Origin of the sequence: Kitasatospora sp. NPDC052868 (assembly GCF_044547105.1) — a bacterium.
Taxonomy (GTDB): Bacteria; Actinomycetota; Actinomycetes; order Streptomycetales; family Streptomycetaceae; genus Kitasatospora.
In genome coordinates, this window is the sequence record NZ_JBITZW010000013.1 from 47,049 (window position 1) to 71,324 (window position 24,276).

Consider the following 24,276-nt stretch of genomic DNA (forward strand, 5'->3'; position numbering starts at 1 on the left):
CGACTGACCCCCGGCGCGAGGGCCGTGCCCGCCGACGCGACCGGCTCGAACAGGCCGTTGGCGAGCGAGGGTGACCGCGGCGGCACGGCACGTCCGACACGTGCTCGGCCGCCCGTCGAGTGAGGTGAGCGCGAGGACCCTTCGAGGGTCTGGTTCCGCATGCCCGCCCGGGGCTGTCGAGAGGAACCTCATGACCTTCCGTAACGAGACCGCCGCTGCCACCACCTCCACCGTCACCAAGCGCAACCGCGTTCGGATGGCTGTTGTGGCGGGCGCCGCTGTCGCGGCCCTGCCGGTGGCCGGCCTCGTCACGGCCACCTCGGCCTCCGCCGCGTCCGTCTCCACCTGGGACGCCGTCGCCCAGTGCGAGAGCGGTGGCAACTGGGCCATCAACACCGGCAACGGGTTCTACGGCGGACTGCAGTTCACCCCGTCCACCTGGGCCGCGTACGGCGGGACCGCGTACGCGTCGCAGGCCAACCAGGCGACCAAGGCGCAGCAGATCTCCGTCGCCGAGAAGGTCCTCGCCTCGCAGGGCCCCGGCGCCTGGCCGGTCTGCTCCGTCAAGGCCGGTCTGACCAAGGGTGGCGCCCCGGCGGCCGTCGACACCTCGGACGAGGGCCCGTCGGCCAAGGCCGTCGCGCCCAAGGCCCCGCAGCAGACCAAGACCGCGGCTCCGAAGGCGAAGGAGCGGAACTCGCAGCCGTCGAAGTCGCAGTCCGCGAAGTCGCAGTCCGTGAAGTCGCAGGACGTCGCGAAGCCCGCCGCGAAGTCCGCCGCGAAGCCGTCCAAGCCCGCCGCCACCGGTACGAACACGGCCGGCGGCGGCTACACCGTCAAGAGCGGCGACACCCTGAGCGACATCGCGGCGAAGTTCGGTACCGACACCGCGAGCCTGCACGCCAAGAACGCCAAGCAGATCGGCGGCAACCCGGACCTCATCTTCCCGGGTCAGACCCTGAGTGTCTGACGCCAAGCCGGCTCCTGTGCCCGAGCGGCCACCCCTGTCCGGGGGTGGCCGCTCGGCGCGTCGGGGTGCCTGCCCGTCGGCGGCCGGCCGACGGTTGTTGAAGATTGAACGCGACGTCCGAATACCGCCGGACCGGGAAGCCGCGAAGGCCGAGGATCGAGTCATGCCCGAGAGCGCGACAGGCGCGACGGGAATGACGAACACGACGATCAGGACGGGGAGTTCTGCTATGGCGATCTCGACGATGGCGCGGCTCGACGGCAGGGTGGCGCTGGTGACCGGTGGCAGCCGGGGCATCGGGGAGGCGGTGGCGCTGCGGCTGGCCGAGGAGGGCGCCGATGTGGCGCTGACCTACCAGGGGAGCACGGAGCGGGCCGAGGCGGTTGCCGCCAAGATCACGGCGATGGGCCGGCGCGGCTGGGCGGTGCGGGCGGACAGTGCCGACCCGCAGGAGGTCCGGGCCGTGGTGGAGGCGGTGGCCGAGCGCTTCGGGCGGCTCGACATCCTGGTGAACAACGCGGGGATCGGGGTGCTCGGCCCGATCGGGGAGCTCGGCCTGGAGGATGTGGACCGCGTGCTGGAGGTCAATGTCCGGGCGCCGTTCCTCTACGCGCAGGCGGCCTCCGGGCATCTGACCGAGGGCGGGCGGATCATCACCATCGGCAGCTGTGTCGCCACGCGCGTGGCCTTCCCGGGAGTCACGCTCTACGGGACCAGCAAGGCCGCGATGGTCGGGCTCACCAAGGCGCTGGCCCGCGAGCTGGGCCCGCGCGGGATCACCGCCAACGTGGTCAACCCCGGCCCGATCGACACCGACACCAACCCGGCGGACGGTCCGGGGGCGGACTTCCAGCGCAGCCTGACCGCCCTCGGCGACTTCGGCCGGGGTGCGGACGTCGCCGCCACCGTCGCCCACCTCGCGGGCGAGGACGGCCGCTACATCTCGGGGGCGGTGATCGCGGTGGACGGCGGGCTCGCGGCCTGACCCGGCGGCGGCCGGGGCTTGCGGGCGCGGGTGCTCCGTCTGTGGGCTCCCGGGCCGACCGCGGGTTCCCTGGCCGTCTGAGGGTTCCCGGGCCGTCCTAGGGTGCTTCCGGAGGCACCCTCGGACGGCCCGGAGGTGACGCTCGGACCGGCCCGGCGGTGTTGCGCCGGGCCGGTCGCCGGTGGCCGTGCTTACGATCGGCCGGTCCGATGCCGTGCCCCGGAACCCGAGAGGTGCACCATGACCGCCGCAGAAGACCCGATCGAGCTGCTCGCCCGGGTGCTCGCCCAGACCGCCGGGCTGATCGACGGCACGGGCGTCGAGCTGGCCACCCACCCGACGCCCTGCCGGTCCTGGGACGTGGGCCGGCTGATCAGCCATCTGCTGTTCGACCTGAAGCAGTTCACCCTCCGGGCGACCGGCGGCAACCCCGACTGGACGCAGCCCTTCGAGGACGTGGAGGACGACTGGCTGCACCGCTTCGAGGCCGGTGCCGAGGAGCTGGTCGCCGCCTGGCGGGCGGCCGGCGACCTGGGCGGGGTCATCGAGCTCCCCGGCGGCGGCACGCTGCCCGCCCGCTTCCCCGTGGACCAGCAGATCGCCGAATTCGCCGTCCACGGCTGGGACTTGGCGCGGGCCACCGGCCAGTCCACCGGTGGACTCGACCACGAGGCGGCGCTCGCCTCGCTCGCCTGGGGCCGTGGCGCGCTCAGCCCCGAGTACCGGGGGGCGGAGGAGGAGAACCACGCCTTCGGCCCCGAGGTGTCCGTCCCGGAGGGCGCCTCGCCCTATGACCGGCTGGCGGCCTTCTTCGGCCGTGACCCGGCGTGGCACTGACCGGCAGGCCGCCGGGCAGCAGACCCGCCCGTGAGGTGAGTGGGGCCCGGCGGCGAACCCCGTCGCCGGGCAAGGAGCAGGAAGTCGGCCCCGCCGACTTCCTGCTCCTGCCTTTGCGCCACAAGGGTGGTGGCTACTTCTAGCGGTCACGGCTCCAGTGGAGCTCGATTTCGGGGAAGCGGGGCGAGGGGCTGTTCAGCAGCGGGGCCGGGCGGCCGCGCAGGACGTGGTCGAAGTAGCTACGGGTGTAGGCGCGGGTCAGCTCGGTGGCCCGGGTCGGGGTGATCGTGCCGAGCAGGGCGGTGTACGCGTCGGCCGGGATGTGGCCGGCCAGGTTGCCGGGGGCCGCGGTGTGCGGGAGGTCGGTGAAGCTGAGGTGGCCGGCGTCGCGCATCCTCAACTGCCTTCCCCAGGCGTGCTGGTGGTCGCGCCAGTGCCGCCAGGTTTCGTGGTCGGGGAGTGCGGTGAGCAGCAGGAAGGGCCGGTCCAGACCGAGTTCGGGTACCGGCGAGCCGAACAGGCCCCCGTCCAGGTCGAGTCCGGCCGCGAACCGGTCGTCCTGGCGGACGGCCTCGGCGGCGGCCGCGCCGCCCATCGAGTGGCCCAGGACGCCGATCCGCCGGGGGTCGGCGGTGGGCAGGCCGGAGTGAGCGTCGGCCCGGTGTTCGGTCAACTCCGTTGCCACGAAGCGGATATCGTCGACTCGCGCGGCGACCTCCTTGCGGTCGGCGGCGTCCCAGTCCGCCGGGTCGTCGAGCAGTGCGCTGTGCACCAGGCGGCCGTCGGGGAACTCCACGGCGGCCGCGTCGTAGGTGTGGTCGATCGCCGCGACCAGGTAGCCGTGGGCGGCCAGCTCCTCGGCCAGCGCGGTGCAGTTGCTGCGGCCGCCCTTGCGGCCGTGCCCCAGCAGTAGGAGCGGCAGGGCGCCGGGTGCGGCGGGCGCACCGGTGCGGGCGGTCGGGCGGACGGCGGCGATCGTGCCCGGGTCCAGCGGCAGGGTGGCGTCGATGGCGGCGGCCACCCGCGGGGTGGTGTAGGGCGCGCGGGCGCGGCCGGCGGTACCGAGGGCCGGGTACCAGAGCTGGACCATGAGCTCGCGCGGGCCGGGTGCGGGGGCGAACGGGTCCTGGCGGGCGCGGTCGACCAAATGCAGCGAGACCGTGCCGACCGGGCGCTGGAGGGTGGGCGCCGGCATGTCGATCACGCGTGGCCGGGCGGGGGAGGCTGCGGCGGTGGCCCAGGCGGGTGCGGCGGGGGAGGCCCAGGCGGGTGCGGCGGGCAGGGTGAGCGCGGCGCCGCCCAGCCCCGCGAGTGCCAGCAGTGACCGGCGCGTGATCATCGTCATCCACTCCTGGGGTCGGCTTTCCTGGCGGATCGTCACCCTAAGGGCCGTCCCGTAAGTGATCTGGCCGTGGGATGATCACGGCCGTGGCTGGTGTGATCACGGCGTCTGAGCCGTCCTGGATAGCCCCGTTCGCCGGGCTAAGCCCGCGCGCCTTCGGCAAGTTGATGAGGCAGCTGCGCCGCGAAGGCGGAGACGCGCCGGGCCGAGGCCGACCCTGGAAGCTGTCCCTGGAAGACCGGGTGCTATTGGTGGCCGCTTACTGGCACACCAACTTGACTTTGCGCCAACTCGCGCCGCTCTTCGGAGTGTCGAAGTCCACCGCCGATCGCGTCATCGACCATCTCGGCCCCAGACTCGCGCTTGCCCCGCGTAGGCGATTCGCCAAGGACGCGGTGCTGATCGTGGACGGGACGCTGGTACCCACCCGCGACCACCAGGTCGCCGAGCAGTCGAAGAACTATCGCTACTCGACGAACCACCGGGTGGTCATCGACGCCGACACCCGCCTGGTCGTGGTGGTGGGCCGACCCCTGCCCGGCAACCGCAACGACTGCAGGGCATGGGAGGAATCCGGGGCCAAGGCCGCCGTCGGCCGAACAACCACGATCGCCGACGGCGGCTACCCCGGAACCGGCCTCGTCATCCCGCACCGCCGCCCCAGAGGCGGCGAACTGACTGACTGGCAGGCCGAACACAACCACGACCACAAACGGGTTCGCGCCCGCGTCGAGCACGCCTTCGCCCGGATGAAGACTTGGAAGATCCTGCGCGACTGCCGCCTGAGAGGCGACGGTGTGCGCCACGCGATGCACGGCGTTGCCCGCCTGCACAACCTCGCCCTCACGGGATGACTCCCGCCGTATGCGGGACCTGAAAGGTTCCCGGGAGACGCTCCCCACCTCGCGGTCTCGCAGGAGAAATCAGGCGAGGCAGAACTCGTTGCCCTCGATGTCCTGCATCGTGATGCACGACTCATTGACGCCATCCGCACGCTGCGTCAGCACGTGCTTCGCGCCGAGCGCCATCAACCGTGCGCATTCGGCCTCGAGTGTGGCCAGGCGCTCCTCGCCCACGAGCCCGACACCGGCCCGCACATCGAGATGCACCCGGTTCTTGACGACCTTGCCTTCGGGAACCCGCTGGAAGAGCAGGCGCGGAGCCACACCCGAGGGATCAGTGCACGCGAAGTAGATCGCATCCTCGGGCGGCAGCGAGCGGAAGCACTCCTCCCACGTGGCGAAGCCCTCCGGGACCGCCGGCATGACGTACCCCAGCACCTCGCACCAGAAGGCGGCGAGGCGCACAGGCTCCGCGCAGTCGAAGGCCACTTGGAACTGTTTGATCGTTGACATTGGCGCACAATAACAGGGTCCCTGCTCATCTCCGCAGGTCAGGGGGTCTGCAGGTGGTCGGGAGGAGGGCTGCTACCCGCTGTCGTGTCGTCCGGTCACAGGGGTGAACCGAGGCCACCGTCTCCCCAAAGGGAACCCGGCCAGCCACTCCCGTGCTGTCGAAGACCAGTTACGGGACAACCTTTAGGTGGACTGGACCAATCTGACCAGGGCGGGTACCGGCTGCCCGGGTCCGGATCGGACGGCAGGCCTGCTGCGGCCTGCCGGTAGGGGTGCAGGGCCGGAGGCCATCCTGTGGACGCGGCCGACGGCGGTGCGGCGCCGCCGCTACCATCGGCGCTCCTTGACGATCTACAGGAGGACCCCCATGATCCAGCGGTTCGGTTCGGGCGAGCGCATGAGCGAGGCCGTGGTGCACAACGGCACCGTTTACCTGGCGGGCCAGGTGGCCACGGACATCGACCTGGACGTCGAGGGGCAGACCCGGCAGGTGCTGGCCGCCGTCGACCGGCTGCTGGCGGAGGTCGGCAGCGACAAGAGCAAGGTGCTCCGTGCGGAGATCTTCCTCGCGGACATCGGCGACTTCGCGGAGATGAACCTCGCCTGGGACGCCTGGGTGCCCGCCGGGGCCACGCCCGCCCGCGCGACCGTGGAGGCCCGGCTCTACCGACCCGAGGTGCTCGTCGAGATCCTCGTGACCGCCGCGGTCTGAGCCGCCGCGAGCCGCGCCCCACCGGGGCCCGACGCCGGCAGCCGGTGTCCGGGCTCCCGGCGGGGCGCTACGCGGGCGCGCCCGGGACGGCCCCCCGGGCGGCCGCCTTCTTGATCGCCTCGCGGATCCGGGGGTAGGTGCCGCAGCGGCAGATGTTCTGGATCTGGTCGATGTCCGCGTCGGTGGGGGCCGGGGTGCGGCGCAGCAGGGCGACCGCCGTCATGATCTGGCCGGGCTGGCAGAAGCCGCACTGGGCGACGTCGCACTCCAGCCAGGCCTCCTGGACGGGGTGCAGCGTCTCGCCGTCGGCCAGGCCCTCGATGGTGGTGACCCGGCGGTCGGCGCAGTCCTTGACGGCCCGGGTACAGGGCTGGAACTCCTCGCCGTCCAGATGGCTGGTGCAGGCGCGGCAGACGCCTACCCCGCAGCCGTACTTGGGGCCGGTGACGCCTAGCTTGTCGCGCAGGACCCAGAGCAGCGGCATGTCGTCCGGGGCCTCGACGGTGACCGGTTGCCCGTTGAGGACGAAGGTGTGGCTGGGCATGGTGAGGCGGGGCCCTTCGGGGGTGTCGGTTGGGGTGCGGGGCCCGGGTGCCGGGTCCGGGGGTTCGACGTCAGAAGTCGATCGGGAAGGAGCGGGGGCTGGTGCCGGTCGCCCGTGCATAGGCGTTGGCGACCGCGGCCGAGGCCGCCGGGACGCCCAACTCCCCCGCGCCGCCGGGAGGTCCGCTCGGCGGCATGAGGTGGATCTCGACCGAGGGAGGGCTGTGGCGCTGGTGGGCGTACCGGAAGTCGGCGAAACTGCCCTCGCGGACGGCGCCGTGGTCGATGTGGTTGCCGGCCTGGAGGATCACCGAGATGCCGTCGATCAGCGCGCCGGTCAGCTGGGCCTCCAGACCGCGCGGGTTGATCACCCGGCCCAGGTCGGCGGCGATCACGGCCTTGGTGACGCGCGGCTGCGCGGGGTCGCTGGCGTCGAGTTCGACCAGGTAGGCGGTGCGGCCCCCGTTCTCGTCGTGGTACCCGATGCCCTGGGCCTGTCCGGCGGGCATCGGTCGGCCCCACCGGCCGGCCTGGGCGACCTTGTCCAGGACGGCCCGGCCCCCGGTGTCGCGGATCCGGGCCCGGCGGAAGGCGACCGGGTCCTGGCCGAGGCGGCGGGCGATCTCGTCCATCATGATCTCGTCGGCGACCCGGACGGTGCCCGAGTACACCGAGCGCCAGCTGCCGGTGTGCATCTCCAGCGGCAGCTCGGAGAGCAACTGGGTGACGATGCCGACGTTGTACGGGTTCTTCTCGCTGAGCAGGAAGAAGGCTTGGGCGAGGCTGATCCCGGCCACCGACAGGCTGAATCCGGCGGCGGTGAGCGCCTCGCCGAGCCCGTGCCGGAAGTCGGTCTGCACGGTGGCGGCCCGGTGCTCGTAGCTGAGCACCTGGCCGAGCGCGAAGGTGGCGCGGACCCGGTGGTGGCTGGCGGGGCGCATCCGGCCGTGGCGCATGTCGTCGTTGCGCGTCCACATCAGCTTGACCGGTCGGCCCGCCGCCCGGGAGATCTGCGCGGCCTCCAGCGCCGCGTCGAAGAACAGCCGGCGTCCGAACGAGCCGCCGCCGCGCACCACGTGGACGGTCACGGCGCCCTGGGGCAGGCCCAGTTCGGCGGCGATGGCCTGCTGGGCGACGATCGGGGTCTGCGAGGCGAACCAGATCTCGGCGCGGTTCGGCCGGACGTCGGCGACGGCCGTCAGCACCTCCATCGGCGCGTGGTTGACGAAGGCGAAGTCGAACTCGCCGTCCACGTACTGGGTGAGCAGCGGCGGTACCAGGAACGGCAGGTGGCTGGCGCGCAGTTGGCGGCGGATGTCGGCGTCGGAGAGGGCGGCCACCGGGCCGGGGTTCCACGAGGTCTGCAGTGCGTCGCGGGCCTTCAACGCCTGGTCGAAGGTCTCGGCGAGAACCGCGACACCGCTGGGGATCCGGACCACGCCGAGCACGCCGGGCATGGCGCGGGCGGCGGAGGCGTCCAGCGACTTGAGGGTGCCGTTGATGGTGGTCGGGCGGGCGACCACGGTCGGGACGGCGCCCGGGACGGCCAGATCGCCGGCGTACTTGGCGCGGCCGGTGACGATGTCGCGGGCGTCGATCCGACCGGTCGGGCGGCCCACCAGCCGCAGCTGGTCAGGGGTCTTGGGGGTGCTCGGCACGGCCGGGACGGCGATGGCGGCGGCCGCCTCGGCGAGTTCGCCGTAGCCGGCCCGCCGGCCGTCCGGGGCGAGGACGGCCGAGTCGGCGGTGCGCAGGGTGTCGGCGGGCAGCCCCCAGCGGCGGGCTGCGGCGGTGACCAGCCGGGCGCGGGCGGCGGCGGCCGCGGCACGGACCGGGTCGTACAGCGAGCGCACCGAGTTGGAGGCGCCGGTGAGCTGGTTGAACAGCAGGTCCGGGCGGCCGTCGGAGAGCGGGACGTCGACGTCGGTGAGGCGGGCGTCGAGTTCGTCGGCGACCAGCATCGCGATGGTGGTGGTGAGGCCCTGGCCGACCTCCAGGCGCGGGAGGTACAGCGCGGCCCGGCCGGCGGTGGTGATCTCCAGGACCAGCAGGTGTGCGGTGGGCAGCCCGGCGAGGATCAGCGCGTCGCCGAGGTCGACGATGTCGGGAATGCCGGGCAGGCCGAGCAACTGCGGTGCGGCGGCGGCTGCTTCGGCGCGTACGGCGGTCGGCTGGGCGGCGGCGGTGGCGGGTGCGACGGCGTCGAGGCCGAGCCGGGCGCCGACGGTGAGGGTCGGGGCGGCGAGCAGGTAGGTGAGGAAGCGGCGGCGGCCGGTGGGTGCGCCGGCCGCGGCGGGATCGGCGGAGTCCCGCGCGGCGGGTGCCGGCGCGCTGGTGTCCCGGGCGGCGGTGTCCCGTGCGGCGGTTTCCGGCGCGTCGGCGCCGGGTGCGATGGAGGTGCTGATGGGAGAAGCCCTTCGACCCGATGGCGGCTCCGGCCGGGCGGGCCTGGGCGGCCCCCGGCCCCGGTGCCGGATCGCGAACGCGGTTGAGCATAGGAGGGCTCTACTGACGGGTCAACATGGCCCGTTCGCGCGCGATCGGGCAGGTGCTCGAAACATGGTGCGTGCGCCGTCGGGGCGCCGGACGAGGCGCGGATGGGGCGGGTACGGACGGTGGGGGGCGCGCGACGAGGCGGCCCGCCCCCGCCGCGTTGCCGTTGCGCTGCCGTGCGTGCGGAAGGTTGCACCGTGTGCCCGCGTGGTGACTTTCGGTGTGGTCAAGTCCTTCCCGGTGTCGGGGAGTTCACGAGGTGCAGGGCCTGGAGGAGTCGGCGCACGGCGGGCGGCGGCGGGCCGCTGCGGACGGCGAGGGAGGTGGTGACGGCGAGGTCGGCGAGGGGACGGTAGGCGACGCGGGGGACCGGGGGCAGATCGGAGACCTGGTAGAACACCGTCCACGACGGGGGGTCGTCCGCGATCTCGGTGAGGGTCTCGCGCAGGGTGGTGAACGGGGGCCCGGGCGGTGGCGGGGCCAGGCCCGCCGCGTGCCAGGCCGCGGTGACCAGCCCGTGGAACGGCGGGTTGTCGGCGTGGGGAGCCAACCGCAACGGGAGATCGGCGAGTTGGGCCAGGCGCAGCGGGGCGCCGTCGTCTGGTCCGGCGAGCGGGTGGGCGGTGGGCAGCGCGGCGTACAGCGGGTCGCTCCACAGCGGGAGCAGGTCCAGGCCGGGGACGGCGGCCGGGCCGCGGACGAAGGCGGCGTCGAGCGCGCCGGAGCGGACCTGCGCCAGGCGCTGCGTCGGGGCGGCCCGGGTGAGCCGGACCCGCAGCCGCGGGGCGAGTCCGGCCAGCTCGGCCAGTACGCGGTAGAGCCGGTCCCCGGGGCCGTGGACGGCGCCCAGCCGCAGCACGCCCTCCGCGCCGGCGGTGATCTCGGCGGCCACCCGGCGGGTCTGCTCCGCCGCGGCGAGGACGGCGCGGGCCTCGGGCAGCAGGCGCTCCCCGGCGGCCGTCAGCCGGACCTGCCGGGACGAGCGGTCGAAGAGGACCAGCCCGAGCTCGCGCTCCAGCCGCTGGACCTGCTGGCTGACCGCGGACTGGACGATGCTCAGCCGCTCGGCGGCGCGGCCGAACCCGCCCTCCTCGGCCACCGCCACCAGGTAGGCCAGCTGCCGCAGCTCCACCGCACCCCCTTCGCCGCCGATGCGCGGGACCCGCCGGGTGGGGCGGGTGCGCTGCCGTGCCGATCCATCGCGATCGGTGATCGGTGCCATCGCCAACCGGTGCTGGTTCGGGCGGTATTCCCGCGGTCGAATGGGTCCCGGCCGCCGGGCGGTGTGATCGCCGGCCCGGCTACCTGCCGACCCGCCTGGCCATCTACCACCTGAGGAACTACCGATGCCGTCCCACTCCGCCCCTGACACCGCCCCCTCGATCCGCCCCGACCCCGGCCCCGGGGAGGCCGCAGTCGTCCGCGCGGCGGGCGCCGAGCTCGTCGCGCTGGCCGCGGGCAGCGCCTTCCACCTGCTCGTCGACGGTGGTGGCGGCGAGGGCGACGGCAGCGCGTTCGGTGCGAACCGCCTGACCCTGACGGAGGGCGCCGACGGCGCCAGGCCGCACTACCACGCGCTCTCCTCCGAGCTGTTCTACGTGCTGGGCGGGGTGGCGGAGTTCCTGCTCGGCGACCGCCTGACCACCGCCACCACGGGCGATCTGCTGGTCGTGCCGCCCGGACTGCCGCACGCGTTCGGTGCGGCGCGGGGCAGTACGGCCGACCTGCTGGTGGTGATGTCGCCCGCGGTCGAGCGCTTCGGCTACTTCCGCCACCTCGGGCGGATCGCGGCCGGGCGGGACACCCTCGACGGCCTGCTCGCCGAACAGGAGCGCTACGACGTGCACTTCACGCACCCCGCGCCCTGGCAGCGGGCCCGGTCCCGCGACGCCGGCTGACGGAGGCGGCCGACGCGGGGGAGGCCGACGCGCGGGACCATGGAGCGAGACCATGGAGCGGGACCATGGAGGGGTGGACGCCCATCCGAACGACGGCCCCCCGGGCCCCTGCGACCTCCCAGGCCCCTGCGACCTCCCGGGCGTGCTGGACGCCGCCCCGACGCCCCGGACGGCGGTGGCCTGGCTCCCGCCGGCCGGGCTGTGGCCGGTGATCCAGGGGATCCGGCAGGAGTACGACCCGCAGATCCGCCGCTGGCCCCCGCACGTGAACCTGCTGTTCGGCTTCGTCCCCGAGTCCGAGCTCGGCCCGGCCGCGCCGCTGCTGGCCGCCGCGGCGGCCTCGCGAGCGCCGTTCACCGCCCGCCTGCGGGGCGTGCGCAGCTTCCGGCACCGGCACGACGCCACCGTCTGGCTCGATCCCGCGGCCGACGGCCCGGCGCCCTGGGCGGCGCTGTACGACGCACTGGTCGAGCGCTTCCCCCGCTGCCGGGGCCGGGCCGGCGGTTTCACCCCGCACCTTTCGCTGGGGCGGACGCGTGACCCGCGAGGGCTCGCCGCCGAGTGCGCCGCGCGGCTGGGTTCCACCTCGGCGCCGATCGACGAGCTGGTCGTGCTGTCCCGCCGCGGCGAGGGCCCGATGCGGTTGCGGTTGACGGTTGCTCTGGGTACGGGCGAATTTCGGTGGCCGCCCCCGCCCGCCGACCCGGAGGAGTAGCGAGGGCCGCGCCGCGGGGAAATTGTCGCCGAAAAGGCTGCCGCAGCGGGCCGGAGGATGCCGGTCCTATGCGGCATTTCATGGTCTTTTGGGCAGTTTCGGGTGGGGGCGGGACCTGGGCCCGCAATGGTGCGGCAATTTCTTGTAGGCTCATGCGGCAGTGGATCATGGGCCTTGGAGCGGGGCGGCGCTATAGCCGTGCCCGCTTGCCGTCGGTGCGCCCCGGTCCGAGGATCGGCAGATTTTGTGAATGCGAGAGGACGAACATGTTGAGGCGAATGGCAACCGTCGGGGCTGCAACGCTTTTGTTGACCGGTGCGAATGTGGCCGTTTCGAGTGCGGCGCAGGCGCAGCCGCCTTACCAGGCGAACCTGGACGGCTGGTGCGACCAGGGCGAGATCTGCCTCTATTACAACTCGAACATCGCGGGTGCGGTGTTCGATGTGAACTTCAACGTCTCGAACTACGGGTTCCCGGTCCCCGGTCAGCCCGGTGGGGCGCAATTCGTCTGCAGCAAGCAGGCGCACGGGGACGGCTCGCTCTGCAGCGGTGCCGGGCAGACCGTCTGGAACAATGCGGCGGCCGTGCTCAACGAGAGCAATTGCGATGTCGCGATCTTCTACAACTCGAACTACAACGCGAGCTACGCGTACCAGGTGATCAAGAGGGGGAGCTGGGCCAACCTCAACTCCACGTTGAAGAACCAGAACGCGTCTCACAAGTTCATGTGCTGAGGCCCGTCGGACCTGGGTGCGGCCGCCGGATCCGTAGGTCCCGGGGAGTGAAGTGGCTGAAGTAGCCCACTGCCGCGAGCTGTGACTGGCCCTGTCCGCTGGTCCACTTGACGCCTGGTCCGGGCGGAGTCGAGTGAACGAGCGGCCAGGGGCCGCCTCGGCCGGGACTGCCGTGTCCAGGAGTGTTGTCCCGCCCGCCGGACCATGGCGGACCCCGGTCGTCGCCCAGTTGATCGGTGTCGTCGGTAACGGTGCCTACTGCACCTGACCGGCGCGGTACTTCACCCACATCGTGGGCATGTCGGCGACGCGGCTCGGTGTCGCGCTCGCCGTGGTCCGGGCCGTGAGTTCGCCGGGGGGTGTGCCGCTCGGTCATCTCGCCGACCGGCTTGGGACCTGGGCCTGCTATGGTGCGGCAATTTCTTGTAGGCTCATGCGGCGGTGGATCCGGGGCCTTGGAGTGGGGCGGCGGTGTAGCCGTGCCTGCTTGTCGTCGGTGTGCCCCGGTCCGCGGGTCGGCGGTTTTGTGAATGCGAGGGGACGAGCATGTTGAGGCGAATGGCAACCGTCGGGGTTGTGACGCTTTTGTTGACCGGTGCGAATGTGGCCGTTTCGAGTGCGGCGCAGGCGCAGCCGCTTTATCAGGAGAACCTGGACGGCTGGTGCGACCAGGGCGAGATCTGCCTCTATTACAACTCGAATGTCGCGGGAGCGGTGTTCGACGTGAACTTCGATGTCCCGCATTATGGATTCCCGGTCGAGGGTCAGCCTGGTGGCGCGGAATTCGTCTGCAGTGCGCAGGCGCACGGGGATGGGCCGCTTTGCAGTGGTGCCGGGGATCGCGTATGGAACAATGCGGCATCCGTGCTCAACGAGAGCGGTTGCGATGTCGCGATCTACTACAACTCGAACTACGACGGAAGCTATGCGTACCAGATAATCACTCGGGGAACTTGGGCCAATCTCAAGCCGCGGTTGAAGAACCAGAACGCGTCCCACAGGTTCCTCTGCTGAGGCCCCGTCGGACCTGGGCGTCGCCGCCGGATCCGTATGTCCGGGGGAGTGAAGTGGCCCACTGTCAGGAGTTGTGACTGGCCCTGTCCGCTGGTCCACTTGACGCCTAGTCTGGGCGGAGTCGAGTGAACGAGCGGCCCGGGGGGCCGCCTCAGCCAGGAGTGCCGTGCCCATGCGCCTTGTCCCGCCTGCCGGACCACAGCGGACCCTGGTCGTCGCCCAGTTGATCAGCGCCGTCGGTGACGGTGCCTACTACACCTGCTCGGCGCTGTACTTCACCCACATCGTGGGCATGTCGGCGACGCGGCTCGGTGTCGCGCTCGCGGTGGCCTGGGCCGTGGGTTCGCTGGCGGGGGTGCCGCTCGGCCATCTCGCCGACCGGCGCGGGCCGCGCGGCACGGCGGTGCTGCTGGCGTTCGCGACCGCCGCGGCCGTCGCCACCTTCCTGGTGGTCCGCTCCTTCGGGCCGTTCCTGATCGCCGTCTGCCTGTACGCCACCGCGCAGTCGGGGCTCACGGCCGCCCGTCAGGCGCTGATCGGCGGACTCGTCGCGCCGTCGGAGCGTACGGAGGTGCTGGCCCGGCTGCAGTCGACCCTCAACGCGGGCCTGGCGCTCGGCGCGGCCCTCGGCGGCATCGCGCTGAGCATCGGGACGAGGGGCGGGTTCCTGGTCGTCTTCGCGGTCGACGCGCTGGGGTTCCTGGCCTGCGGCCTGATCCTGCTTCGGCTGCCCGAGGTCGCGCCGGCCGCCGGGCAGAGCGGCGGCGGGCCGAGGCTCGCGGTCCTGTCGGACCGGCGGTATGCCGTCGTGGCGCTGGTCAACACGGTGCTGCTGCTGCGGATGCCGCTCCTCAGCCTGGTGATCCCGTTGTGGATCGCGGCCCGGTCGAGCGAGCTCGGCTGGCTGGGCTCGGCGCTGTTCGTACTCAACACCGGTGCCGTGATGGCCTTCCAGGTCAGGGCGGCCCGCGGTGTCAGCGGACTGCGCTCCGCCTCCCGGGCGGTGCGCGACGCCGGTGTGCTGCTGCTCGCCTCCTGTGCGGTGTTCGCGCTGTCGGCCGCGGACCTCCCGCTGTGGGGCATGGCGGCGCTCCTGGTGGTGGCCGCGACGCTCCAGGTGGCCGGCGAGATGAAGCAGTCCGCGGGCTCCTGGCAGGTCGCCTTCGACCTGGCCCCGGCCCACCAGACCGGCCAGTACCAGGGCTTCTTCGGTACGGGTGTGGCGGTGGCGCGCACCCTGGGGCCGCTGCTGCTCACGACGCTGCTGCTGGACTGGGGGGCGCCCGGCTGGCTGCTGCTCGGCGGGCTCTTCCTGGCGGCCGGCTGCGCGATGGGTCCGGCGGTCCGGTGGGCGGAGCGGGACCGCGCCCGGTTCGCACCGGAGGCCGCCGAGGCGCACGCGGTGCCGTCGGCGGTCTGAGGCCGCCGGCAAGGTCGCCGGTAAAGGGTCGCCGGTAAAGGATCGACGGTAAGGGGTCGACGGTTCAGGGCGGGGCGGGCCCGATGCTTGACGGTGTCATGCCAGGACCGGGAGGATGCCCGGGTCGCCCGTCCGGTCCGAGGAGACCCCGTTGGCCGTTCACCTGCCGATCCACCGAGCTCCGATGCATCGAACTCCGGTCCGCCGAACTCCGGTCCGCCGAGCTTCGGTCCGCCGAGCTTCTATCCGCCCGCACGGCCCGGGCCGGCTCCGCCGGGCCGCCGCCGTACTGACCGCCCTCGTCCTCGCCCTCGCCGGCGGGCTGGCCGTGGGCGGCCCCGCGTACGCCGACTTCGGCACCGACTACCACGACCCCGTCACGGCCGTGAAGCCGCTCCACCGGCCGGACACCCGTTCCTGCCGGACCGAGGTGATGCACGACCAGCCGTTCCGCGACGGCTACGGCAACCCGCCCGACACTCCGTACACCGCCACCGTCACCCCGCCCGCCGAGTGCGCCGGGCCGTGGTCCGCGGTCGTACTGGACCTGCACGGGCAGGTGGCGGGGCGCCAGTTCGACCGGCTGTTCTCCGTCCGGATCGGGGGCGTGCAGGTGATGCTCTCCTCCACCCCCGAACCCTCCGCGGACGGCATCGAGTGGGCCGTCGAACGGGACGTCACCCGCTACGCCCCGCTGCTCACCGGCGGCCCGCAGCCGTTCTCCTTCGACCTGGCGAACGTCACCGACGCCACCTACACCGGCGTCTTCCGGATCTCCGCGAGCCTGACCTTCTACACCGCGTCCGCGCGGTGGCCCGCCGCGCACACCGCCGACCGGCTGCTCACCACCGGTCCGTTCGGGCTCACCCAGGCCGCCCCCGCGGCCGCCCGGGAGCTCACCCTCCCGCAGAACCTGGAGCGGCTGACCGCCGAGGTGTACGCCCGCGGCGGCGGCGCCTGCGAGGAGTTCGCCTACGCCTCCGCGCCCGACGAGTTCGTCCGCGCCAACCCCGGCCTCGGGGCCTGCGGCAAGGGCCCGTTCCGCGAGCTGCGGCTCACCGTCGACGGGCGGACGGCCGGTGCGGTGTGGCCGTACCCGGTGATCTACACCGGCGGCTGGGACCCGCTGCTCTGGCGGCCCACCCCGGGGATCTTCGCCTTCGACCTGCCCGCCTACCAGGTGGACCTCACGCCCTACGTCGGGCTGCTGCTGGACGGCCGCCCGCACTCCCTGGGGATCACCGTCAACGCCGCCGAGGCGCAGGGCAACGACGTCTGGACCGGCCAGGTCAACCTCTTCGCCGAGGTCGACCACGGCGCCGCCCGCACCACCGGGCAGCTCACCGAGCACCGGGTCGCCCCGGAGGCCGCGGTCGGTACCGCCCTCACCGACCGGGGCGCCGGCAGCGCGGACTGGTGCGTCACCGCCGGCCGGCACGACCTGGCCCGCGGCTGGGTGCAGACCTCGCACGGGCGGATCACCACCGAGGTCCGCGACGACCTCACGTTCCGTTCGGAGCAACAACTGCGGGACGGGGGCAACGACCTGACGCTGCACAATCGCACCGACCTCACCCGCACCACCGTCACCTCGGGTGCCGGCCCGCGCCGCACCGCCACCGTCCACGAGGGCGCACCGCTGGACGTGGACTACCGGGTCGCCCGCGACACGGCGGGCGCCGGCGACCAGTGGACGGCCATGGACCTCGGCTACCACCGCGAGGCCACCACCGCCGTCGGCGCCCGGATCGTCGAACGCTCCACCGTGGACCACACGTTGAGCCCGTCCGCCCACCGCCACGACGGCGACACCACCGTCCGCACCGGACGGTCGGTCGAGGACTACCGCAGCACCGGCCCCGACGGCCCCTACCACCGCAGCCTCACGATGGTGGACGGCTGGCCGGCGGGTTAGGCCCTGCCCGGCCGGTCATCCGGTGGACCACTGAACCGGGCCGCATTGGTCCGGCCGCATGCCATGCTCGGGATGTGAGCGAAGGAGCAGGCTGCCGCGACTCCGGGCCTGGATGTACTCGGCCGACTTTCTGTCGGCATGGTGGGCGGCTTTGGGGGTTCGCCTGACGGTGCCTCGGTTGTCCTACGGTGAAGTCCCGACACCGTGAACGGTTCGGAGGACGATGTGGCGCAAGCGTGGGCGGAGCTGGGCGAGACGGTCAGCGTGATCCGATCGCAGCTGCAGCAGGCCGTGGATGAGGGCGTCGGCGAGTCGCCGCGGTTTCGGTCCGGGCCGGTGGAGCCCGGCATGAGAGCAGGGCCTGGCGATATGTCGGGAAACGGTGAGCAGACGCACGGCCGCCTCCCACTCGTCTGTCGGGGCGAAGATCAGCAGGGAGGTTTGTAGGGGATACCTGGCAGATGGCGCTCCCATGAGGTGCGGGTGAGGGCCTGCCAGGTGGTGGCACAGACGGTGCGGGACAGGTCGTCCGAGCTCAGCGCGCGGAGCTGGACGGTGCCGTCACGGCTCGTGGTCACCAGGTGTCTGCCGTCCGGGCTGTAGGCCAGGGCGGTCACCGGTCCCGCGTGGCCCGTCAGGGGTGTGCCAAGGGGCCGGAGGCGGGAGGGGTCGCGGATGTCCCAGAGGCGCACGGTGTGGTCCTCGCTGCTCGTGGCCAGGGTCCTGCCCTGCGGATCGAGTGCCAGGGAGGTCACCTTGACGGCGTGTGCGCTGACGGCCGGGCCGCGTGACCGGGGTCGTGCCGGGTCGCCGATGTCCCACAGGTGAAGCCTCCCGTCCTGGTCACCGAGGATGACGGTCGTTCCGACGACGACCAGGGAGGTGACGGAGACGGGCGGTCCCGATTCGATGGTGCCCAGCGGGGCGGACAGGGTGCCGGCCGGACGTGGCCGGGCCGGATCGCGGACGTCCCACAAGCGCACGCTCGTCTGCCCCGCGCCTTCGCGGGTCTCGACGGCGAGCACGGCTCCGTCGGCGCTGAGGGCCAGATGGCCGATGCCTACGCCGTAGTCGTGTGCCGCCTGGTCTGCGAGATCGACGAGGGTGCCCAGTGCCGTCGGACGGGCCTGGTCCTTGACGTTCCACAGTCGTACCGACGTCTGGTCGTTGGTGACGAGTGCACCCCCATCCGGGGTGAAGATCATCTGATTGATTGTGTCCTGGTGTCCGGTCGTCGTGCTTCCGACTGCCTGTGGCGAGGCCGGGTCGTGTAGGTCCCACAGCCGTAGGGTCTGGTCGGTCGTGGCGGTCGCGAGCGTCCGCCCGGCCGGGCTGAACGCCGCTGGCCACACGTCCTTGAACCGGTGGTCGGTCCCGGTCCCGGCCAAGGTGCCCGCCGGGGTGGTCCGCAGTATCCGGATGCCCGAGGGGCCGTCGTCACTGGGCACGGCGAGGAGTCCGCCGTCGGAGCTGATCGAGAGGCCTCCCGTGGGATCGCCCTGCTGTACCAGCCGTGACCCCGGCAGGCTCCACAGCCGGACCGTGCTGTCCATCCCTGCCGTCGCCAGAGTCGTGCCGTCCGGACCGAACGCCAGGGAGTGGACCGCGTCACCGTGGCCGATGAGCGGGTTGCCGAGGGGGGTGATGTGCTCGGGCAGGGCCACGTTCCACAGGCGCACCGTTCCGTCGCCGCCTGCCGCGGCAAGTGTGGTGCTGTCGGGGCTGAAGACGATTTCACAGCCGTTGCCGAGCAGGTCCGAGGGCAGGGGGCCGGACGTCGGGGAGGATCCCGGCAGAGGTGTGCCGAGGGGCTTGGGGCGCGCGCGTTCGGTGACGTCCCACAGCCGGATGGTGCCGTCGTCGCCTGCGACGGCGAGAATGCGGCCGTCAGGGCTGTAGGCAAGGGACGCCGGCAGGTTGCCGTGACCGGGCAGCGGCTCCCCCAGGGGTGCGGGAGCCGCTGGGTTGCCGATGTCCCACCGGTGGACGGTGCCGCCTCCGGCCGCCACGGCGACCTCCCTGCCGTCGGGGCTCATGCCGAACCAGCTCACGGTCGGCCGGCCCTCCACCGTCAAGGCCGTGCGGTGCGGGGTGGACGCGGCCAATCCGGTCAGGTCCCACACCCGGACCGCGGTGTCCGTCGGGTTCGTGGCCAGGACGCCCACGACCAGGACGTTGCCGTCCCGGCCGAAGCGCAGGCGGGTGACGAAGCCGCTCTGGCCGAGCGGCTCGCCGAGCGGGGCCGGTGACGAGGGGACGGCCAGGTCCCAGACCCGGACCTGCTTGTCGTCGCCCACGGCCAGACGTCCGCCGTCGGGGCTGAAGGCGATCGCGTCGACGCCTCCGTTCGTCCTCAGGGTGGCCCCGGCCTTCGGGCGGGCGGGGTCGGTGACGTCCCACAGCCGGACGTGTCCGTCGCTGCCCACTGCCAGCAGCCTGCTGTCCGGGCTGAACGCGGCCGACAGGACGCCGGTGTCGAGCCCTGGCAGCAGCCCGGTTCGGGAGGCGGGGTGCCGCGGTTCGGTCGTGTCCCACAGCTCCAGGAGACCGTGCAGCCCCACACCGGCCAGGAGCCGGCCGTCCGGGCTGAGCACCACCTCGCCGACCGGGTTCCGGTGGGCCAAGGGGGTCGACAACGTCGACGAGGCATCGTTGACAAGTCGGGTGTATGCCTCCGGGTCCGCCTGGCGCATGCGGTAGGCGGCCAGGTCCAGTTGGGCGGCCAGCGACGGATCGGTCCCCCTCAGGTGGTCCGCCTTGGCCAGGATCTGGTGGAACACGGCGGTGTCGCGCTCCGACCGGGCCGTAAGGCTCTGCCGTACGGCGGTCGCTGCGGCGGCGGCCGCGACGAGGACCAGAGCGCTCAGCACCGCGATCACCCGGTTACGGCGGGAGGCGGCTCGGCGGGCCCGGTGCACGGAGGCGGTCAGGAAGGCAGTGGCGATCGGACCGGCCTCGTGGGCCACCCGCCGGGCCGCGGCCAGGCGTTCTCCCCGGTAGAGCACGCCCGGATCCCGGCCGTCGCGCTCCCAGGCCGCCGCGGCCTCTTCGAGGCCCTGGCGCACGAGCCGGTCGGCACGATCGGACTCGATCCACGTCCGCATCCGGGGCCAGGCACGGACGAGGGCCTCGTGTGCAATGGTGACGACGTCGTGCTCCACGGTGAGCAGCCGGCCGGTGGTGAAGACCCCGACGAGGCCGGCAGGCAGGTCGGACCGGGCGACCCTGCGACGGGTGTCCTCCGTTCCGTCGGTGCTCTCCCCGATTCGGACCAGCCGCAGGAACATGGCCTGGGCCGCCGCCTGCCCTGCCGGGTCGAGGCCGGAGTAGATCCGCTCGGCGCTGGTTGCCACGGCCTGGCCGATCCCGCCGGTGGTGCGGTACCCGCCGACGGTCAGGGTGTTGCCCTGTCGCTGGTGCCAGACGGCCCGCAAGGCGTGGGCCAGCAGCGGCAGCCGGCCGGCCTCCCGCCCCGCCTCCCCGAGGTCGGCCAGCATCAGCTCTACCAGTCCGGGCTCCAGGACGAGTCCGACCTCCCGGGCAGGGAAGAGGACGGCCTCCCGGAGGTTCTCCTGCGTCAGCGGCCCGAGGACGATCTGGCGGTGCTGCAACGCGGACCGCAATGGGGAGTAGGCCACGCACCGGGAGTAGAAGTCGGACCGCAGCGCGCAGACGACAGTGGCGACCGGCTCCGGGCCGGCGGCCAGAGCGGCCAGAAGATCGAGGAAGGCGTGCCGCTGCGGCTCGTCGGTACACAGGGTGAACAGTTCTTCGAGCTGGTCCACGACCAGCAGGAGGCGGGAGGTGCCGAGCGATGCGCGCAGCGCGGAGGCAACCGCGTCCGGGCCCGCCCCGCTCGCACGACGGACCTCTGCGGCACCGACTCCGACGATCTGCTCCAGCCGGGCGGTCAGTTCGTCGACCGGCCGCTCGGTGGGGGTCAGCAGCAGCCGGCTCCAGCCGGCCGAACCGGGCAGGCGGCCTGCCGCCAACGCCGACAGCACCCCTGCCCGCAGCAGCGAGGACTTCCCCGCCCCGGAGGGAGCGACGATGACGAGTGGACCCTCGGCATCGCAATCGAGCTCGGCCAGCACCTGCGCGACGAGGTCGTCCCTGCCGAAGAACCACCGGGCATCGCCCGTCTCGAACGGCTTCAGCCCCGGGTACGGACAGTCCACGGCGGCGTCCACGGCGGCCCGCCGGTTCTCGCGGACGCCATCAAGGTAGTGCAGATGCACGTCGCCAGCCTCCGCCACAACCATGTCACGGCCGGATTGGAAGATCCTGGCGTCCTTGTCGGCCGCAGCGCTCATCAGAATCGGCCGCTCCGCGGCGTCCTCAGGCTCCTGCCGCCCTGCGCCGCTCACCGTTCCAGGACGTGCTCGTCCCGCACAGCCTGGTGCGCCCGTAAGGCGATTGCGCCCACCTCAGCTCCCCCCACCGGATCCGACGCCGCCCATGATGCCATCGTAGGGATGGCCCCGCCACGGGGCGCGAGGGTCTGTCCGTTGAGCGGCACCGTCGATCATCTGGTGGTGGCGAAGCGCAGCAACTTTGTTCAAAGGGAAGCGAGTTCGAGACGGTTCCGGTTACGGTTCCTACGGCAGTGTCTTGTCGATGTGGGGGTGGGATGGATCCGGTCGTCCTGGCAGCAGGAAGCGCGCTGGTGAGCGCGATGGCAACCGACGGCTGGCAGCAGGCCCGGGCCGCGGTGGTGGAGTGGTGGCGGAGCCGACGCCCGGAGCAGGCCGACGAGGTCGGATCCGACCTGGAGGCAGTGCGCGCACAGGTACTGGCTGCACGGGACCAGGGAGAAGAGGACACCGAGCAGGCTCTAGCGGGTGCCTGGCGCCTGCGGTTGCAGCAGTTGCTCAGCGAGGACCCCGCTCTCGTTGGCGAACTGCGGCTGCTGCTGGACGAGCGCTTGGCTCCGGTGTTGTCCGACAGCGAGCAGACCCGGAATCATCAGATCATCATGAAGGCGGAGGCCCGCGACAACTCCCGCGTGTACTTGGCCGGGCGGGACCAGCACATCACCGGCTCTTGAACTCCGAAGCGGGGCGGCCCGACACTCCGCCGGTGAGGGGCGGCTTGGACGAGGGTGTCGACGAGTACGGCTGGTCAGGAGTGCTCAATACCGGCTGAAGATCGCTTCCCGGAAACGAAGTCCCGCGGGCCCGCGCCCCAAGGCAGGCTGCATCGGGTGATCAAGCGTCAGCTGTGTCGCTTCCAGGTGTCCCGCCTCGGTGGACCGGACAGCTCACTGGCGCCCGGCGGCCAGCCGTACCGCGGGCGGTCGCCCGGGCCGCCTGCGGTGCTGCGCAGAGCCGGACCCCCAGTCGTGCGGCGATTTATCGTCAGGTTCGGTCCATTCGCGCCAAATCCTGCTTCCGGCGCGGGATTCAGCCAAAGGATCTTCGGTGCGTACCAGGTCTTCCCCTGCTGATCGTGGACTGCCAGGCTGGGCCCGATTCTGTAGAAACGGAGGAGATTCCTTGTCCCGCATATCCACACTTGCAGCAGCGGCCGCCTGTGCCCTCGCACTCGTCGCCGGCACCGCCGGCGCGGTGTCGGCTGCGCCGACGGACCAGGCGCCCGGGGTGGCCGCCGCGGCCGCCGCGGAGAAGGTCGACCCGGTCAACTGGACGCCCTGCAACCCCGACCCCTCCAAGCCGGACCCGAAGATCTACGACTGCGCCGTCTACCCGGTGCCGCTCGACTACGACCACCCCAAGGGCGAGAAGATCGGCATCGCCATGATGCGCCGCCGGGCAGGCGACCCGGCCAAGCGGATCGGCTCGCTGTTCCTCAACCCCGGTGGCCCGGGCGGCAGCGGCTACCTGTGGGCGACCACCGCCCGGTTCGACCCCCAGGTGCAGGACCGCTTCGACCTGATCGGCTTCGACCCGCGCGGGGTCGCCCGGAGCAACCCGCTCCAGTGCTTCAAGACCGCCGAGGAGTCCGACGCGATCACCGGCCGGATGACCGGCGTGCCCGTCACCCGGGCGGAGGTCGACGAGACGCTGGACGCCACCGAGGACTACACCGACGCCTGCAGCCGCAACGCCGGCCCGCTGATCGAGCACATGTCGACCATCAACGTCGTCCGCGACCTCGACCGGATGCGCCGGGCCGTCGGTGACGCCAAGCTCAACTTCGCCGGGTTCTCCTACGGCACGCTGATCGGCGCCACCTACGCGGGCATGTACCCCGACAAGGTGCGCGCGCTGATCATCGACGGCAACGTCGACCCGCAACTGCGGCTGCACAACGGCCTGGAGTACGACCGGCAGCGTGCGGACGGGTTCGAGATCGCCCTGGACGAGTTCCTGAAGCGCTGCCAGGCGGCCGGCGCCCCGCGCTGCGCCTTCGGCGAGGGCGACACCCGGGCCAGGTTCGACGCGATCCGCGACCACCTGCGCACCAGCCCGGTCACCCTGCCGGACGGCTCGCAGGTCACCCTGAGCAGCTTCACCAGCCAGGTCGCCAACGCCCTCTACGCGCAGAGCCGGCTGGCGCCGCTCGCCAAGTCGATCCAGGCGCTGGACCAGGCGATCCAGCCGCGGACCGCCTCGCTGGCGGCCGCGCCGTCCGTGGACGCGGCGAAGGTGCTGACGCAGACCGTCCCGGCGGCGCTGCGGGAGGCCCCGGCCGACACCCCGTACACCACCGACGACTCCTACTACGGGGTCAACTGCCAGGACAAGCCGTACCCGTCGAACACCCGGGTGTTCGCGAACGTGGCGAAGGCCTGGGAGCGGGAGTCGCCGACCTTCGGCCGGTACCAGGCCTTCGACGCGCCCGCGTGCGCGAGCTGGCCGGCCCCGGCGCGTGACGCCGAGCGGTACTCCGGCCCGTGGAACCGCCCGACGGCGAACCCCGTCCTGGTGATCGGCAACCTGTACGACCCGGCCACCCAGTACAAGTTCGCCCAGCGCATGCAGCAGCAGCTGGGCAGCGCCGTGCTGGTCAGCGTCGACGCGATCGAGCACTGCGCGATCGGCCGCAGCAAGGCGCTGAACACGCTGGTCACCTCGTACCTGGTGGACGGAAAGGTGCCCGCGTCCGGCCAGCTCCTGCGGCCCGACGCCGAGATCTTCCCGTCGGTCGCCTGACACCGGCCCGGTCGGCGTGATGCCACGGCGGAGGGGGAGCGGCCCGCGGTCGCTCCCCCTCCGCCGCTGCCGCGTGCGGTGGCGTCCCCGCCGGGAGGCGGGGGTCGAACGGCGGGTGCGAATCCGGACAGCTGGCCTGTTGTCATGTCCCGATTAGACGTCATGTTACTTTTGGGTAATCTCAGGGGGTCCCACGGGTGAACCACCCGCCGCTTCCTGAAGGAACAT

Annotated in this window: 19 protein-coding genes; 13 read left to right on the forward strand and 6 right to left on the reverse strand. The window is 72.5% G+C overall.

Features of this window, described 5'->3' with window-relative positions:
• The first annotated feature begins 190 nt into the window (after positions 1 to 190).
• The 3 genes from ACIGZJ_RS22495 (at position 191) to ACIGZJ_RS22505 (ending at position 2,792) form a co-directional block, all read left to right on the forward strand.
• Positions 191 to 970: a transglycosylase family protein gene (locus tag ACIGZJ_RS22495; protein WP_396458883.1), complete on the forward strand. Its 780-nt coding sequence runs from the start codon at positions 191 to 193 to the stop codon at positions 968 to 970.
• A gap of 229 nt (positions 971 to 1,199) precedes the next feature.
• Positions 1,200 to 1,955, forward strand: coding sequence for an SDR family NAD(P)-dependent oxidoreductase (locus ACIGZJ_RS22500; protein ID WP_396458884.1), 756 nt, complete (start codon positions 1,200 to 1,202; stop codon positions 1,953 to 1,955).
• Positions 1,956 to 2,195: 240 nt separating this feature from the next.
• On the forward strand, positions 2,196 to 2,792 hold the full coding sequence (locus ACIGZJ_RS22505; protein ID WP_396458885.1) for a TIGR03086 family metal-binding protein: 597 nt from the start codon (positions 2,196 to 2,198) through the stop codon (positions 2,790 to 2,792).
• 139 nt (positions 2,793 to 2,931) lie between these two features.
• On the opposite strand, the gene ACIGZJ_RS22510 is transcribed toward ACIGZJ_RS22505, so the two are convergent.
• Entirely contained in the window at positions 2,932 to 4,137 is a 1,206-nt protein-coding gene (locus ACIGZJ_RS22510) for an alpha/beta hydrolase (RefSeq protein WP_396458886.1), read from the reverse strand.
• A gap of 83 nt (positions 4,138 to 4,220) precedes the next feature.
• Between ACIGZJ_RS22510 and ACIGZJ_RS22515 the strand changes: the two genes are divergently transcribed.
• Positions 4,221 to 4,988 carry a transposase gene (locus ACIGZJ_RS22515; protein WP_396458887.1) on the forward strand — a complete coding sequence of 256 codons (768 nt, stop codon included), beginning with the start codon at positions 4,221 to 4,223 and terminating at the stop codon, positions 4,986 to 4,988.
• Positions 4,989 to 5,057: 69 nt separating this feature from the next.
• On the opposite strand, the gene ACIGZJ_RS22520 is transcribed toward ACIGZJ_RS22515, so the two are convergent.
• Positions 5,058 to 5,489 (reverse strand): VOC family protein, encoded by a 432-nt coding sequence (locus tag ACIGZJ_RS22520; RefSeq protein WP_371648428.1) that lies wholly within the window; start codon positions 5,487 to 5,489, stop codon positions 5,058 to 5,060.
• Positions 5,490 to 5,856: 367 nt separating this feature from the next.
• Between ACIGZJ_RS22520 and ACIGZJ_RS22525 the strand changes: the two genes are divergently transcribed.
• Entirely contained in the window at positions 5,857 to 6,201 is a 345-nt protein-coding gene (locus ACIGZJ_RS22525; RefSeq protein ID WP_396458888.1) for a RidA family protein, read from the forward strand.
• Between the two features lie 67 nt (positions 6,202 to 6,268).
• Here the strand turns inward: ACIGZJ_RS22525 and ACIGZJ_RS22530 are convergent, their stop codons facing one another.
• The 3 genes from ACIGZJ_RS22530 to ACIGZJ_RS22540 all read right to left on the reverse strand — a co-directional run bounded on the left by ACIGZJ_RS22530 (position 6,269) and on the right by ACIGZJ_RS22540 (position 10,369).
• Positions 6,269 to 6,745 carry a (2Fe-2S)-binding protein gene (locus tag ACIGZJ_RS22530; protein WP_392939096.1) on the reverse strand — a complete coding sequence of 159 codons (477 nt, stop codon included), beginning with the start codon at positions 6,743 to 6,745 and terminating at the stop codon, positions 6,269 to 6,271.
• 70 nt (positions 6,746 to 6,815) lie between these two features.
• Entirely contained in the window at positions 6,816 to 8,873 is a 2,058-nt protein-coding gene (locus tag ACIGZJ_RS22535) for a xanthine dehydrogenase family protein molybdopterin-binding subunit (RefSeq protein WP_396458889.1), read from the reverse strand.
• A gap of 590 nt (positions 8,874 to 9,463) precedes the next feature.
• Positions 9,464 to 10,369, reverse strand: coding sequence for a LysR family transcriptional regulator (locus ACIGZJ_RS22540; RefSeq protein ID WP_396458890.1), 906 nt, complete (start codon positions 10,367 to 10,369; stop codon positions 9,464 to 9,466).
• Between the two features lie 214 nt (positions 10,370 to 10,583).
• Here ACIGZJ_RS22540 and ACIGZJ_RS22545 point away from each other — a divergent pair, with 214 nt between their 5' ends.
• The 6 genes from ACIGZJ_RS22545 to ACIGZJ_RS22570 all read left to right on the forward strand — a co-directional run bounded on the left by ACIGZJ_RS22545 (position 10,584) and on the right by ACIGZJ_RS22570 (position 16,933).
• A complete protein-coding gene (locus tag ACIGZJ_RS22545; RefSeq protein ID WP_396458891.1) occupies positions 10,584 to 11,135 on the forward strand; it encodes a cupin domain-containing protein in 552 nt (183 codons plus the stop codon).
• 52 nt (positions 11,136 to 11,187) lie between these two features.
• A complete protein-coding gene (locus ACIGZJ_RS22550; protein ID WP_396458892.1) occupies positions 11,188 to 11,850 on the forward strand; it encodes a 2'-5' RNA ligase family protein in 663 nt (220 codons plus the stop codon).
• Positions 11,851 to 12,128: 278 nt separating this feature from the next.
• On the forward strand, positions 12,129 to 12,584 hold the full coding sequence (locus tag ACIGZJ_RS22555; protein ID WP_396458893.1) for a peptidase inhibitor family I36 protein: 456 nt from the start codon (positions 12,129 to 12,131) through the stop codon (positions 12,582 to 12,584).
• 558 nt (positions 12,585 to 13,142) lie between these two features.
• Entirely contained in the window at positions 13,143 to 13,598 is a 456-nt protein-coding gene (locus ACIGZJ_RS22560; protein WP_396458894.1) for a peptidase inhibitor family I36 protein, read from the forward strand.
• A 172-nt stretch (positions 13,599 to 13,770) separates the two neighbouring features.
• Positions 13,771 to 15,018: an MFS transporter gene (locus ACIGZJ_RS22565; RefSeq protein ID WP_396458895.1), complete on the forward strand. Its 1,248-nt coding sequence runs from the start codon at positions 13,771 to 13,773 to the stop codon at positions 15,016 to 15,018.
• A gap of 328 nt (positions 15,019 to 15,346) precedes the next feature.
• Positions 15,347 to 16,933: a peptide-N4-asparagine amidase gene (locus ACIGZJ_RS22570; RefSeq protein ID WP_396458896.1), complete on the forward strand. Its 1,587-nt coding sequence runs from the start codon at positions 15,347 to 15,349 to the stop codon at positions 16,931 to 16,933.
• 428 nt (positions 16,934 to 17,361) lie between these two features.
• Here the strand turns inward: ACIGZJ_RS22570 and ACIGZJ_RS22575 are convergent, their stop codons facing one another.
• Complete coding sequence (locus ACIGZJ_RS22575) at positions 17,362 to 21,171, reverse strand: hypothetical protein (protein WP_396458897.1); 3,810 nt, start codon at positions 21,169 to 21,171, stop codon at positions 17,362 to 17,364.
• A 392-nt stretch (positions 21,172 to 21,563) separates the two neighbouring features.
• Here ACIGZJ_RS22575 and ACIGZJ_RS22580 point away from each other — a divergent pair, with 392 nt between their 5' ends.
• Together ACIGZJ_RS22580 and ACIGZJ_RS22585 are read left to right on the forward strand one after the other, a co-directional pair.
• Positions 21,564 to 21,980 (forward strand): hypothetical protein, encoded by a 417-nt coding sequence (locus ACIGZJ_RS22580; protein ID WP_396458898.1) that lies wholly within the window; start codon positions 21,564 to 21,566, stop codon positions 21,978 to 21,980.
• A gap of 448 nt (positions 21,981 to 22,428) precedes the next feature.
• On the forward strand, positions 22,429 to 24,048 hold the full coding sequence (locus ACIGZJ_RS22585; protein WP_396458899.1) for an alpha/beta fold hydrolase: 1,620 nt from the start codon (positions 22,429 to 22,431) through the stop codon (positions 24,046 to 24,048).
• Positions 24,049 to 24,276: the final 228 nt, after the last annotated feature.

Excerpts from the sequence above, each read along its gene's own strand:
- ACIGZJ_RS22500 (WP_396458884.1), top strand. The coding sequence starts at position 1,200 with ATGGCGATCTCGACGATGGCGCGGCTCGACGGCAGGGTGGCGCTGGTG.
- ACIGZJ_RS22510 (WP_396458886.1), bottom strand. The coding sequence starts at position 4,137 with ATGACGATGATCACGCGCCGGTCACTGCTGGCACTCGCGGGGCTGGGC.
- ACIGZJ_RS22565 (WP_396458895.1), top strand. The coding sequence starts at position 13,771 with ATGCGCCTTGTCCCGCCTGCCGGACCACAGCGGACCCTGGTCGTCGCC.
- ACIGZJ_RS22495 (WP_396458883.1), top strand. The coding sequence starts at position 191 with ATGACCTTCCGTAACGAGACCGCCGCTGCCACCACCTCCACCGTCACC.
- ACIGZJ_RS22545 (WP_396458891.1), top strand. The coding sequence starts at position 10,584 with ATGCCGTCCCACTCCGCCCCTGACACCGCCCCCTCGATCCGCCCCGAC.
- ACIGZJ_RS22530 (WP_392939096.1), bottom strand. The coding sequence starts at position 6,745 with ATGCCCAGCCACACCTTCGTCCTCAACGGGCAACCGGTCACCGTCGAG.
- ACIGZJ_RS22580 (WP_396458898.1), top strand. The coding sequence starts at position 21,564 with ATGGATCCGGTCGTCCTGGCAGCAGGAAGCGCGCTGGTGAGCGCGATG.
- ACIGZJ_RS22560 (WP_396458894.1), top strand. The coding sequence starts at position 13,143 with ATGGCAACCGTCGGGGTTGTGACGCTTTTGTTGACCGGTGCGAATGTG.
- ACIGZJ_RS22555 (WP_396458893.1), top strand. The coding sequence starts at position 12,129 with ATGGCAACCGTCGGGGCTGCAACGCTTTTGTTGACCGGTGCGAATGTG.
- ACIGZJ_RS22550 (WP_396458892.1), top strand. The coding sequence starts at position 11,188 with ATGGAGCGGGACCATGGAGGGGTGGACGCCCATCCGAACGACGGCCCC.
- ACIGZJ_RS22505 (WP_396458885.1), top strand. The coding sequence starts at position 2,196 with ATGACCGCCGCAGAAGACCCGATCGAGCTGCTCGCCCGGGTGCTCGCC.
- ACIGZJ_RS22520 (WP_371648428.1), bottom strand. The coding sequence starts at position 5,489 with ATGTCAACGATCAAACAGTTCCAAGTGGCCTTCGACTGCGCGGAGCCT.
- ACIGZJ_RS22525 (WP_396458888.1), top strand. The coding sequence starts at position 5,857 with ATGATCCAGCGGTTCGGTTCGGGCGAGCGCATGAGCGAGGCCGTGGTG.